This window comes from Microbacterium fluminis (genome assembly GCF_051549805.1).
In the GTDB taxonomy this organism is placed as follows: domain Bacteria; phylum Actinomycetota; class Actinomycetes; order Actinomycetales; family Microbacteriaceae; genus Microbacterium.
The window spans coordinates 1,076,157-1,088,809 of the sequence record NZ_CP196042.1; the positions used below are offsets into that span (position 1 = coordinate 1,076,157).

General features: G+C 69.6%; 11 protein-coding genes. 3 read left to right on the forward strand and 8 right to left on the reverse strand.

Going from position 1 to position 12,653, the window contains the following annotated elements; all coding sequences use genetic code 11:
- Positions 1–145 precede the first annotated feature (145 nt).
- Positions 146–1,864, forward strand: a complete 1,719-nt coding sequence (locus tag ACSJDX_RS05195) for a DUF4082 domain-containing protein (protein ID WP_438354499.1) — start codon at positions 146–148, stop codon at positions 1,862–1,864.
- Between the two features lie 75 nt (positions 1,865–1,939).
- Here the strand turns inward: ACSJDX_RS05195 and ACSJDX_RS05200 are convergent, their stop codons facing one another.
- Positions 1,940–2,839 carry a glycosyltransferase family 2 protein gene (locus ACSJDX_RS05200; protein WP_438354500.1) on the reverse strand — a complete coding sequence of 300 codons (900 nt, stop codon included), beginning with the start codon at positions 2,837–2,839 and terminating at the stop codon, positions 1,940–1,942.
- Between the two features lie 68 nt (positions 2,840–2,907).
- Between ACSJDX_RS05200 and ACSJDX_RS05205 the strand changes: the two genes are divergently transcribed.
- Both ACSJDX_RS05205 and ACSJDX_RS05210 read left to right on the forward strand, forming a co-directional pair.
- On the forward strand, positions 2,908–4,098 hold the full coding sequence (locus ACSJDX_RS05205) for a glycosyltransferase (protein ID WP_438354501.1): 1,191 nt from the start codon (positions 2,908–2,910) through the stop codon (positions 4,096–4,098).
- A 238-nt stretch (positions 4,099–4,336) separates the two neighbouring features.
- Positions 4,337–5,506 (forward strand): glycosyltransferase, encoded by a 1,170-nt coding sequence (locus ACSJDX_RS05210; RefSeq protein ID WP_438354502.1) that lies wholly within the window; start codon positions 4,337–4,339, stop codon positions 5,504–5,506.
- Between the two features lie 19 nt (positions 5,507–5,525).
- On the opposite strand, the gene ACSJDX_RS05215 is transcribed toward ACSJDX_RS05210, so the two are convergent.
- The 7 genes from ACSJDX_RS05215 to ACSJDX_RS05245 form a co-directional block, all read right to left on the reverse strand.
- Complete coding sequence (locus ACSJDX_RS05215; RefSeq protein ID WP_438354503.1) at positions 5,526–5,780, reverse strand: acyl carrier protein; 255 nt, start codon at positions 5,778–5,780, stop codon at positions 5,526–5,528.
- Between the two features lie 22 nt (positions 5,781–5,802).
- Positions 5,803–7,026, reverse strand: coding sequence for a pyridoxal-dependent decarboxylase, exosortase A system-associated (locus tag ACSJDX_RS05220; protein WP_438354504.1), 1,224 nt, complete (start codon positions 7,024–7,026; stop codon positions 5,803–5,805).
- Entirely contained in the window at positions 7,023–8,582 is a 1,560-nt protein-coding gene (locus tag ACSJDX_RS05225; RefSeq protein WP_438354505.1) for an acyl-CoA ligase (AMP-forming), exosortase A system-associated, read from the reverse strand. The genes ACSJDX_RS05220 and ACSJDX_RS05225 overlap by 4 nt, the downstream gene beginning before the upstream one ends.
- Positions 8,582–10,093: an O-antigen ligase family protein gene (locus ACSJDX_RS05230; protein WP_438354506.1), complete on the reverse strand. Its 1,512-nt coding sequence runs from the start codon at positions 10,091–10,093 to the stop codon at positions 8,582–8,584. The genes ACSJDX_RS05225 and ACSJDX_RS05230 overlap by 1 nt, the downstream gene beginning before the upstream one ends.
- Entirely contained in the window at positions 10,090–10,995 is a 906-nt protein-coding gene (locus ACSJDX_RS05235) for a hypothetical protein (RefSeq protein WP_438354507.1), read from the reverse strand. The genes ACSJDX_RS05230 and ACSJDX_RS05235 overlap by 4 nt, the downstream gene beginning before the upstream one ends.
- Positions 10,992–11,699 carry a hypothetical protein gene (locus ACSJDX_RS05240; RefSeq protein ID WP_438354508.1) on the reverse strand — a complete coding sequence of 236 codons (708 nt, stop codon included), beginning with the start codon at positions 11,697–11,699 and terminating at the stop codon, positions 10,992–10,994. The genes ACSJDX_RS05235 and ACSJDX_RS05240 overlap by 4 nt, the downstream gene beginning before the upstream one ends.
- Before the next feature lie 78 nt (positions 11,700–11,777).
- Positions 11,778–12,647, reverse strand: a complete 870-nt coding sequence (locus ACSJDX_RS05245) for a glycosyltransferase (protein ID WP_438354509.1) — start codon at positions 12,645–12,647, stop codon at positions 11,778–11,780.
- Positions 12,648–12,653 lie beyond the last annotated feature (6 nt).

A 12,653-nucleotide genomic window follows, 5' to 3' on the forward strand; every position in this document is an offset into this window, starting at 1 on the left:
GCCCCCGCTCGCCGTCGTCGGTCGCGTCGGCCGAACATTACGAGCGCGGGAAGAATACATGAGTTATCTCTCATTGCATGGTGGATCCGCGGCGGATCAGGTCATACTTCCATTAACCCGAATACGATTCCCCCATCGGAAACTCATGCCTCGTAAAGAAATCCGCGCGCGCGCGCGAATCGCCCTCCAAAGAAATCGCTTCCTCCGTCTGACGATCGGCACCCTGCTCGCGGGGGCGGTCGTCGCAACCGGGATCGTGGTGGCACCGGCCATCGCCGCTCCCACCACGACCGGCATCTTCGCCGACGATCTCGTCCCCGCCGTCGCCGCCGACCCGGACCGCGTTCCGGTCGAACTCGGCGTCCGCTTCACGCCGGAGAAATCCGGCGACGTCATCGCCCTGCAGTACTACCAGGGCGAGCGCACGGCCGCCGTGACCCAGGCGACGCTGTGGGGTGCCGACGGTGCCGTGCTCGCCCGCGCATCGTTCTCCGCATCCAAGACCGTCGGCTGGCGCACCGTGGCGCTCGACAGGGCGGTGACGCTCAAGGCCGGGAGCACCTACGTCGCGTCCTACAACGCCCCGCGCGGCGGATACGTCGTGACGGAGCGGCAGCTCGACAAGCCGCAGCGCATGAACGGCTTCTCGTTGAGCACGGGCGCCGGCGTCTACCGCTACGGCAAGACCACCTCTCTGCCCACGAGCACCTACCAGGGCTCGAACTACCTCGTGGACGTCGTCTACCGGCCGTCGGCGACCGATCCCGGCGTCGTCACACCCCCATCGCCGACCGCGAGCCCGACAGCGACGCCCAAGCCGACGGTGACACCGTCTCCGACGGCGACGGCCACGCCGACGCCCACCCCGACGGCGACGCCCAAGCCGACTCCGACGACCGCGCCGACGACGGCCCCCACGACGCCGCCGTCCGTGCAGGGATGCATCGGCGCCGCCAATACGCCCGGCGGCCCCGACCCGTGGGGCGGATGCTGGCCGGGACCGCAGAACACCGGATACCCGCAGGGCCTCCCCGGAGACACGCGCCAACCCGTCACCCTGACTCCGTACACCGGGCCGACGACCATCCGTTCCTGCGGTGTGGTGATCGACTCCAAGCTCGTCAACACCACGCTGATCATCGAGGCCGGCAACGGATCCACCTCACCGTCCACGCCGTGCGTGACGATCAAGAACTCGCTCGTGAAGGGCGTCATCTTCGCCGAGAAGACGTCTTACGGACCGGTGGTCGTCACCGACACCGAGGTGTCGCCGACGGACCTGCCGTGGTGGGAGAACATCGGCCGCTCCAACGTCTTCGTCACGCGAGTGAACAGCAACGGCGGTGAGGGCGTCGTCAAGTGCGACTCCAACTGCGCGGTCGTCGACTCCTGGATCCACGGGATGCGTCTCGGCGGCCAGTACCACTACAACGCCATCGGCGGAAACGGCACGGACGGATTCAAGATCGAGCACAACTACGCCAGCTGCGGCGATTGGTCGGTGATCGAGAACCCCGGCGGAGATGCAGGATGCTCCGCGGTGATCGGCTTCTACGGCGACTACGCGCCGGCGAGCAACATCACCATCAACCGGAACTTCCTGGCGTCCACGTTCGATACGAGCCCGTCCGGAATCTGGCGCCAGGCCGGCTACTGCCTGAACCCCGGGTACTACCCGGGCAAGCCGTACGGCACGACGAACAACATGATCGTGACCGACAACGTGTTCGCGCGCGGCGGCTCCGGCAAGTGCGGCGTGTACGGACCGACGAACAGCCTCAACAAGAAGGGCGCCTCCAACGGCAACGTCTGGCAGGGCAACCGGTACAGCGACGGCACGCCGATCGGCGTCGTCGAGGAGTGATCCGACCAACGCGGAACCGCCCCGGAGTCGATGACTCCGGGGCGGTTCCGCGTGCGGCGTGCGGTCGCCCGCTCCTCAGCGCGGGACGAGCCGGTCCGACAGGCCGAGCACGGCGGGGCGCGTCGAGGGACGCACCAGAGCGCGCACGGCGGCCCACGACCGGCGCCGACCAAGCACGGCCCGGCGGAGTTCGACGAGGATGCTCGAGGAGTAGTAGAGCCACCCGCGGACGGGGCCGGTGCGACGGCGGTAGATCCGGATGCGATTGAGGATCTTCATGACATGCGTGGTCGAACTCTCCCCGGATCCGCCGCCGATGTGCATGGCGCCTGCGTCGGGGGTGTAGCGCGTCGACCAGCCGGCGTCCTTCGCGCGGAGACTCAGATCCGTCTCTTCGGAATAGAGGAAATAGGACTCGTCCATCCCACCCAGCGCGCGATAGCACTCGGAGTCGACGAGAAGGATGGCTCCCACCGCCCAGTCGACGTCGTGCGCGTTCACGTATTCACTCGGATCCTCGACGCGCTCCGCGAATCGCGCCCACCCCGTGAAGCTGAGACCGCCGACCCGTCCGAGGGTGGGTGCGCGTCGAAGGGTGGGCGACAGGCTCCCGTCCGCCTCCCGGACACGGGGCGCGACGATCGCCACGCCCGGCTCGTCGAGGACAGCGAGCATTCGCGGAACCGCATCCGGATCGAGGGCCGAATCGGGATTCAGGATCAGGAGGGCGCGGGACGGCGGAGAGGCCGCGAAGGCGCGGTTCATTCCGGCCGCATACCCGTCGTTGGTCGAGCGCACGACCACGCAATCGTCCCGCGCATCGAGGATCTCGAGCGTCCTGTCGGTGGATCCGTTGTCGACCACCACCACGGATCCGGACGCGTCGCCGAGGGCCGCGGGGATACTGTCCAGGAGTGTCGCGACGTGCTCCTCGCTGTTGTAGGTGACGACGACGGCGGCCACGTCCACATGCATGCGCTCATCGTATCGACGACGGGGAATCCGCCGCTCGAAGTGGTCGCCGCTCTCATAGACTCTGTGGTGTGACGCCGCCCGAATCATCCACGCGCACCGCCCGACGCGTGCCCGTGTCGATCGTCTGCGTCTACAACGACGAGCCGGTCCTCGCCTCGTGCCTGCAGCGTTCGGTGCTCGCACAGGAGGCAGCCGCCCCCGACACGGAGCTGCTGGCGATCGACAATCGCGAGGGGCGTTTCGCGACGGCGGGCGCCGCGCTCAACCACGGTGCCGCTCAGGCCCGGAATCCCGTCGTGGTCTTCGTGCACCAGGACGTGGTGCTGCACTCCCTCCCCGACCTCGAAGAGGCCGCGGCCGAGCTGCTCGACGATCCCGGCATCGGCATCGTCGGCGCGGTCGGCATCGATGACGCCGACGTGATCATCGGGCGCATCCGCGACCGCATCGTGCAGATCGGCGAACCGGCATCCGCTCCCCGCGACGTCGACACCCTCGACGAGGTGCTGCTCATGATGACCGCCGAGCAGGTGCGAGCGGAGCCGCTGTCCGAGGACCCGCTGCTCGCGTGGCACGCCTATGGCGTGGAGTACACCCTCAGGATGCGGCGGGCCGGTCGACGAGCCGTGGCGCGCGACATCCCACTCACCCACAACAGCCTGAGCACCAACCTCGCCAAGCTCGACCTCGCCCACCGGCACGTCGGCGACGCGTATCCCGAGCTCCTCCCCATCCACACCACCTGCGGAACCGTGTACGAGGGCGGGGAGCCGCCCTCGCTCGCGGGACTGCGCCGGCGCTACCGCAGCGCACGTCTGTGGTGGAACGAATCGCGCGTGGCGCGTGCGGGACATCGCGTGAGCCCCGACAGCGAGCAGGTCATCGCCGACATCCGGATGCTGATCGACGACGCGATCGAGCGCAGCGGAAGCGAGCGCCTGCGGGTGCTCGATCTCGACCCCGACACGAGCGCCGACCACGCGGACGACCTGATGCGCTTCGACCGCCCGTTCACGGTCTCCGTCGTGGACATCGGCGGCGCCCGTGCAGCCATCGCCTCGCGTGATGCGCGGGAGCTGCTGTTCGTCACCGGGCTCACCGACGACAGCCTGGCGGCGCTCGCACCCTTCGACGGGCAGCCGCACGTGCTGGGCAACTCCATGTCGACCGGTCGGTGGGCTCTGGTGGGGCTCTCACCAGAGGACGTGGCGCCGCTCTGGGCGTCGTGGCGGAACAAGCCCATCCCCGGCTTCGTCTGAGCCGGGGACCCGTTCGATGACGTCCCGCCGCCCGATCGGCGCCCGAATCTCATCGTGGGCGTGGACGGGAGCCGTCTTCGCCGTCGACTGTCTTCCCCCCCGCGTGCGCTACGGGTACGTCCATCGCCTCGCGCGCCCGCTGTTGTCACGATCGATTCCCTCGCTGGACGCCGTTCCCGGTGCCGGTGCCTCCCGCGCCGCCTCTCGGACCCCCGCTCGCTCGGCAGGGACAGCGAAGATGCTCACCTGTCTCCTCGCCCTGGACGACCTCGAGGTCGGGGGGATCGGCGCCGTGGTCGAGACGCTCGCGAACGGACTGACCGCTCACGGGGTGCGGCCCGTCGTCCTGTGTCGAGGCGACGACGGTCGCCGTGCGGCGCGACTGCGAGAGGGCGGTGTCGAGGTGCGTTCGGCGCACGACGAGCCGTCGGCGCTCGCCGCGATCGGTCTCATCGCTCCCGCTGTCATCCAGTCCCACAGCGCGTCACCGTTCATGGAGCAGGCCGCCATCCGCAGCAACGTGCCGCTGATCCCCGTGATGCACAACACGGAGATCCACTACACGTCGGCCCGCTGGGCGGCTTTCGCGACTCTGATGGCGCATTCGGTTGCCGGGATCGCCGTGAGCGACATCGTGCGGGCATTCCATCTCAGGCATATCGGTGACGGCACCCCCGTCGAGGTGATCCCGAACGGGGCGGCCGACGCCGGCGTCCCTCTTGCCGAGGAGCGCAGGGAAGCGCGCGAAGCGCTGTCGCGCGTCGTGGGTGCCGAAATCGCCGAGGACGTCGTGTTCGTCAGCCTGGCGCGATACGACGCGCAGAAGAACATCGCGGGCCTCGTCGCCTCGTTCGCGGCCGCCGCCGAGCGCTGCACCGTCCCGATGCGCCTCGTCTGCGCGGGCGACCCTTCGGACTGGCTGGAGTGGCGTCGTGCCGATGCGATCAGGCGGTCGCGGGCCGCTGCAGACCGCATCCACCTGCTGGGCAACTCCGATGCGCGCACGCTGCTCACCGCGGCCGACGTCTTCGTGCTGGATTCCTTCTTCGAGGGCTGGCCGGTGGCTGCCACCGAGGCGGCCGCGTTCGGCAGGCCGCTGCTGCTGAGCGACGTCGGTGGAGCGCGCGAACTCGTCTCGCGCGACGCGGGGCGATCGGTCGTGATCCCCAACCCGACCGGTGAGGCGAGCCTCGTCAGCGACGCACGGGTCCGCGTGGCCCGGTTCCGGTCGTCACGGCAGGCGAACCTCGACGAGTTCTGCGTCGCGGTCGCGACCATCGCCGAGACCGTGATCGCCGAGCGGACCGGTCAGCCGCGGAGACGGGTCACGGAGCAGGTCGGCGTGGGGGCGATGATCGCCCGGCACGCCGAGGTCATCCTCGACGCAGCGCGGACGCCGAGCGCGTAGGTCGGCGAACAGACGAGGATCAGGCGAGCTTCGCGTCGACGAACTCGGTGAGCGAGCCGACGGTCTCGAAGAGCTCCGCACCGAACTCGTCGTCGTCGATCGTGATGTCGAACCGGTCCTCCAGGGCCCCGACCAGCGCGACCACGCCGAAGGAGTCCAGCTCGGGGAGCGAGCCGAACAGGACGGTGTCGGGATGCAGGTCTTCGGGCGCCTGAGACAGTTCGAGGGCGTCGATCAGGACGGCGCGCACGGCATCGAGGGTGTCAGCGGTCATTCGGGGGCTCCTGGGTGGGTGGTCAGACGAGCACCTCGGCGGGCGCCGGGTGTCCGAGGAAGGCGGTCGGGCTGGCGGTGAGACCGTACGCGCCCTGCTGGAAGATCACGATGAGGTCGTCGATGTCGGCGGGCGGCAGCGCGATGTCGTCACCGAGGAGGTCGAGCGGCGTGCAGAGGCATCCGACGACCGTCACGGAGTCACCGTCCGCCTCCGCGGCGCGATTGCCCACGACGACAGGATAGTTGCGACGGATGGCCTGCCCGAAGTTGCCGGACGCGGCGAGCTGATGGTGCATACCGCCGTCCACGACGAGGTAGGTCTTCCCGCGCGACACCTTCCGGTCGACGACGCGGGTCACGTAGACACCGCACTCCCCGACGATGAACCGGCCGAGCTCGATCACGGGGCTCGCGTCCGGGAACCGCGACGCGATGGGGCCGTCGACGAGCTCGCCGAGGTGCGCGGCCACGGTGGCCAGGTCGAGAGGGCGGTCCTTCTCGCTGTAGGGGATGCCGAAGCCGCCGCCGAGGTTGAGGTAGCGCAGCGCTCCCGGAAGGTGAGCCGCGAGGTCGGTGATGAGGTCGACCGTCTTGCGCTGGGCCTCCGCGATGATCTCGGCGTTCAGGTTCTGCGAACCGGCGAACACGTGGAAGCCGAGGATGTCGACACTCGAAGCGAACTCCGCGAGCACGGCCGGAACCTGCTCGGCGTCGATGCCGAACTGCTGGGGGCCCCCGCCCATGCGCATCCCCGAGCCCTTGACGGCGAAGTCGGGATTCACCCGCACCGCGACCTGCGGAGCGATCCCCAGCTCGTCGCCGGCGGCGATGACCCGCTTCAGCTCGGTCGTCGATTCGACCTCGACGAGGATGCCGGCGGCCACGGCCTGCCGGATCTCGGCGGGGGTCTTGCCCGGTCCGGCGAAGCTCACCCGGTCGGGACGGATGCGCGTGTCGAGGGCGTGATGCATCTCGCCGGTGGAGGCGACGTCGATGCGGTCGACCCGCGTCGCCAGGTGCTGGACGACGGCCGGCATCGGGTTGGCCTTCATCGCGTAGCTGAGCTCGACTCGTGCAGGCAGCATCTCCCGGAGGAGGTCGACCCGTGCATCCAGCCGCACGCGATCGTAGGCGAAGAACGGCGTCGAGCCGACACGTGCGGCCAGACGGCTCAGCGGCACGCCCCCGACGCGGAGCTCTCCGTCGAGAGTGCCGAAACCGGCGATCAACTCCTGCGGCGTCATGCGGTCACCTCCGAGGTGATGAGCGGGCGGTCGAACTTGCCGTTCGGGGAGCGGGGCAGATCGGATCGCACATCGACCCGCGACGGGAGCATGTAGGCGGGGAGCACCGGGCGCAGCGCCGCCACCAGCGCCGCCGGCTCGAGCTGGTCGCCACGAGGCGTCACCACCAGGACGATGCGCTGACCGAGCGCAGGATCGGCAACGCCGATCGCGACGACGTCGCGGACCAGCCCCGTGCCGTACGCGGCCTCTTCCAGCTCGGTGGGACTCACCCGGTAGCCGGACGTCTTGATCATGTCGTCGGCACGGCCGACGAAGTACAGGAAGCCGTCCTCGTCCGCGACGACGGTGTCACCCGACCAGACCGCCAGTTCGGGCGCGCGCCACTCCTGACCCACGTGATGGACGGGACGGAACCTCTCCGCGGTGCGGACGGGGTCGTTCCAGTAGCCCAGCGCGACCAGTGCACCACGATGCACGAGCTCTCCGTGCTCCCCGGGATCGCAGACCGAGCCGTCCGGTCGCAGCACGAGGATCTCCGCATCCGGAATGGCTTTTCCGATCGAGTCCGGACGGCGGTCCACCTCGGTGGGATCGAGGTAGGTGGAGCGGAACGCCTCCGTCAGTCCGTACATCAGGTACGGGTCGGCGCCGGTGAAGGTCCGTCGCAGCGCGTCCAGGGTGGTGCGCGGCATCCGTCCGCCGGTGTTCGCCCAATAGCGCAGCCGCGCCGCGGTCTCCTCGGGCCACGTGACGCCGGCCAGCTGCAGCCACAGCGGAGGAACGCACGTCAGTCCCGTCACTCCGTGCTTCTCGGCGAGTTTCACGACCTCCTTCGGCAGGAGGTAGTTCATGAGCACGCAGTGCGCGCCCACCGCGAAGGCCGTCGTCACCTGGCTGAGGCCTGCGTCGAAGCTCAGCGGCAGCACGCTGAGGATGACGTCGTCGCTCGTGTTGCCCAGATAGGTGCTGACGCTCTCGGCGCCGACGATCAGGTTGCGGTGGCTGAGGACCACGCCCTTCGGGCGTCCCGTGCTGCCGGAGGTGTAGAGGATCGCCGCGGGATCGATGTCGACCGGCGCCGGGTCGCGCCACTCCGCGGCGTCGGTGCGGCTCGCGTCCCACCGGTGCACGCCGTGATCGCCGGTGGGCTCGGGAAGAGAGTCCCCCACGACGACGGCCTGTTCGATCGCCGTGGCGGACAGGACGGCGGACAGCTGCCCGAGCCGATCCCCCGAGGTCACGAGGATCCGCGCGCCGCTGTCCGCGAGGATATGGCCCACCTGACTCGCCTTCAGCACGTGGTTGATCGGCACGAACACGCCCCCGGCGGCCGAGACCGCGAAGATCGCCGCCACGAGCTCGAGGCGCTTCTCGAGGTAGATCGCGACGCGATCGCCGCGCTGCATACCGAGCTCGGCGAGCTGTCGCGCGACCGACCGGGCACCCCCCCACACGTGCGCGTAGGTGGAGGTGACCCCCTGATAGGTGAGGGCGGGATCGTCGGGATGCGAGGAGGCGCGCTGCGCGAGCAGATGATGGACGTTGGTGCGCATCAGGATTGCCTCCGCTTCGGGACGGGACGGGTAAGAGCCTGTGATCCGTCGAGGCTATCGGGCAGTTGCCGATCCTCGCCGACCCGGTGCGCGGTGACTGCTCCCGCCCCGGTCGCCGGGACCGAACCGGTCACGTCGGTGTCCGGCCGCGCGGCGCGCTCACTCGCCCGCACGAGTGTGATGTCGGAGGCGGCGATCGTGCGCATGGTCGCGGTCAATCCGGTGACCAGGAACAGCAGCCCGGCCGAGATGGGGAACGACAGCCCGTCGAAGAAGATCAGGAGGACCGCGATCGTGAGGAGGGACGCGGCCAGCCCCCGGCTCATCGCCTTGGTGTCGTCGAACGGAGACCGGTGCGCGGCCCAGATGGCGCTGCCGATCGCCGCGAGCACCATCCCCGCCATGCAGAGCACGCCGAGCAGTCCCACCTCGACGGTGAGCAGCACCCAGGCATCGTCGAAGATGTAGTAGCGGGGGAGGAACGTGCCGAACCCCTGTCCGATGACGGGCGACGAGGAGATGAACTCCGGGACGCGCGCGAGCGCCGCGGTCCTCGACTGGGTGCTGGGGTCATCGGATGCTCCGACGAAGAGGTTCACGAGCGTGCCGAACATGCCGGGGACCAGGGCGAACACGGTGGCGGCGATGATCGCGCCCAGTGTCGCGACCCCCCATCGGTACGCCCGCGGGATCGCCGGGAGGGAGGCCACGACGGCGACTCCGAGCCCGATCAATGCCGAGCGGGACACCGTCACCAGGGAGGCCAGGAGGATCACCCCGACCGCCACCCACCACCACCCGGCGAAGCGCGACGCGCGATTGCGGAAGCCGCGGTTCACCGCGGCGGTGATCGCGAGAGGGAGGGCGGCGACCACCGCCGTACCGTACTCGAGGGGATGCGTGGCCGTCCCCGATGCGCGGGTGAACGCCCCCCGGGTCGCGACACCCGACGCATCGACCGCGAGGCCCGGGATGTTGCCCCACCAGTCCAGGAGCGTCTGCCCGGAGAAGAACTGCGCCAGGCCGAGCGCGGCGAGGGCAGCGCCCGCGATCGCGAGTCGACGCACGAGCTTGGCCGCGTCGGCGTGGGTGCTGATTCCGTCGATGGCCACGAGCAGGACGCCGCTCCATGATGCCAGCCGCAGGAGGGCCGTCGTGGCCGGACTGATCTGATCCGCGGGCTGGCCGCGGAGCATGGCCGCGGCGAAGCTCACGAGCACGACCACCACGAAAGCGGCGAGCATGTAGCGGACGGGCTGGGAGACCGGCTTCGAGGTGAGAGCACGAGCCTGCAGGCGGGACAACATCCACCAGAACAGCAGCACGAGGCCCCACAGCATCGACGGCCGACCCAGGCTCCCGAGTGCCCCGATGGTCGTGCTGGAGGGGATCGCGAGCAGCAGGACGAGGTAGATCGTGAGCATCGTGGCGGCGCTGATGCCGGCGCCGCGGCCGACAGCGCTGTGCGTCCCCGCTGCGACGGGGCTGAACGCCTCACCGCCGGGCGTCATCGTCGTCGAGCGAGAGGGGCGCGTCGGCCCCGACCGTGGCCCCCACCGGGGGGAGTCGACGCAGTGGGCTCGTCGGCGGACGGGACCTCCGGCTGGGTCTCAGCGTCGACCACCGGCTCGGCCGCGGGCACGATGTCGATCGCGACCGTGTCATCGGGCTCGAGGTCGGCCACCGGCACGACGTCGGTCCGCTCGGCATCCGCCTCCTCGGCATCGGCCTGCGGTTCCTCGACTGCGCCGTCGTCGTTCGGATCGTCGGCGATCGGGCTGCTCGGCAGCGAGGACCCCTGGCGCCCGGTGCGCCGGCCACGGCGGGCGAGACCATCCACGAGGCTGGCGATGATGAGTGTCAGCAGGACGAGGCCGATGCCCACACCGGCGCTGAGGAGGAGGCGGTTCTTCTGCTGCAGCGTGCTCTGCTGGTCCTGGGTGAGGGTGGAGACCGTCATCAGGTCGTCCGCGGTCACGTTCTGCTCGGTCTGGAGGCGATCGAGAACCGTGCTCGTCTCGTTCACGAGCGCATCGAGCGCCGCTCCCGCGTCGGCGTCGCTCCGCGCGGTGACGATGATCTGGATGACCGGTCCCGACACGGTGGGGTTGCGTTGCACCACCACGTCCGTCCCCGGGTATTCGGAAGCCACGACGCCGGCGACCTCTCCGGACTTCATCACGGCGACGACGATGTCCGCCGCCTGGGTGAGGCCGCCCAGGTACAGGAAGGGGTTGGTGACCCCGGGGGGCACCGTCCCCGTGCCCGGGAGGAGCAGCTGCGTCGCCGTGCGCTCATAGCCCGGGGGGACCGCGGCGAAGGTGCCGAGCGCGGTCGCCATCGCGACGATGATCCCGGGGAAGACGATGTACCACCGTCGGAGAAGCCCTCGGAGGGTGTCAGCGATGTTCATGTCGTCCTTCCGGTGAGCGCATAGTCGCGCGCGTATCGGGCGGACGACGGCGCCTGCGCACGTCGACGACGCCGGATGATGCGGTCCACACCCACCGCGGCCGTGGTGGCGACGATCAGCCCCGCGGCCGTCATCGCCGCGGCGGCCATCACCTGCGAAGATCGCCCCGCGGTGATCTGGCTGATCTCCGTGCTCAGCGGCGCGATGCTCGTGGTGATCTGATCGGCGCTCGGAGTGGTTGCGTCCGTCTGCTGCCCTTGAGCGACCGCCGCCACCTTGGCCAGCAGATCGGACTGGCGTTCAGCCACCCACTCCTTGGAGCGGCCGACGATCTGGATGTCGATGGTGCCCGACGGGAAGTTGGAGACCCACTGATTGCCTCCGTTGCGGAGCGACACGATCACGCCTTCGCGTACACCGGCGCCGTAGTAGGGGGCGTCCGCCTCCGAGTAGGTGAGGATCGGCTTGCCCTCGTTGATCGCGACCGCGACCGCGCCGGCGAAGGCGATGATGCTCGTGTCGGTGTTGCCGCTGTCGGGCAGGAGGGTCGGCCGCTCCGGGAGGCTGAAGGTGACCGTGGTGTGAGTGAAGTACGAACCGCCGTCGCGATAGAACGCGAACGTCAGCGCACCGAACGCCACGAGGACGACGACGAAGACGTACCACCGCCGGCCGATCGCCGCGAGGACACCACGAACCGTCACACATCCCCCTTCCCCCAAACGGAGTGTAACCGACATAGCATACCGAGCCCCGCTGTGCGAGCCCTGGCAATCGTCGGATCAGCGGCGCAGGCGCGCCTTGAGCTCCAGCATCCCGTCCTTGCCGAAGACGGCGACCGCCAGACGCCGCAGTGTCGAGCGGGCGGTGTCGCGCACCCACCTCAGCGGCCCCCACAGCAGATGATCGCGCAGAACCCGGCCACGAGGCGGCACATCCACGTCGTCGAGGAGTCCCGGGAACAACGCGCCCCACGTGCGCGGGGAGACGAGTCGCCCGCGCACGCGGTTGCTGACGTTCTCACCATGGATGACCTGGAGCCATCCGGGCGCCCCGCCGAGTTCGACCGTCGGCATGGAGCGGGCGAGCATGATGTGCCAGTCGTCCCAGCTGGTGCGGGCATCCGCCCACGGCTCGGCCACCGAGCAGAAGGCATTCTCCGGATCGCGGCGGAGATACGCGCCGTCGGAGCTCTTGATGACCCCGTTGGTGACGAACAGCGCGCGGCGATCGTCGAAGTCGACCGCGTCGCGCAGTCGCTCGAGGAAGTCGACCGCGATTCCGTCGTCGTTGTCGAGGTTGGTGGTCAGCAGCATCCCGTCGTCGCGTCCCACGATGTCCCGCAGGTCGGCGACGAGCACAGGAGTGGGCACCTCCGCCCGGAAGACGGGCCGGAACAGGCCGCGATCGACGTACGGCCGGATCGCCTGCTTGAGCCATTCGGGGCTCTCCGGGTCGAAGTAGATCACCCAGGTGAACTCGGTCGTCGTCTGCGCGGCCACCGACGGGGCGCAGTACCGTTCGAACAGCTGCCAGCGGTTGGTCAGCCACGAATCGCTCGCGCGGATGCGGGCCTCCAGCCCTCCCGTCGGGAGGTTGAACCGGGTCAGCAGGACGTGGTCGACCCGCCGGAGCCGGCCATCCGCCCTCACCGTGGA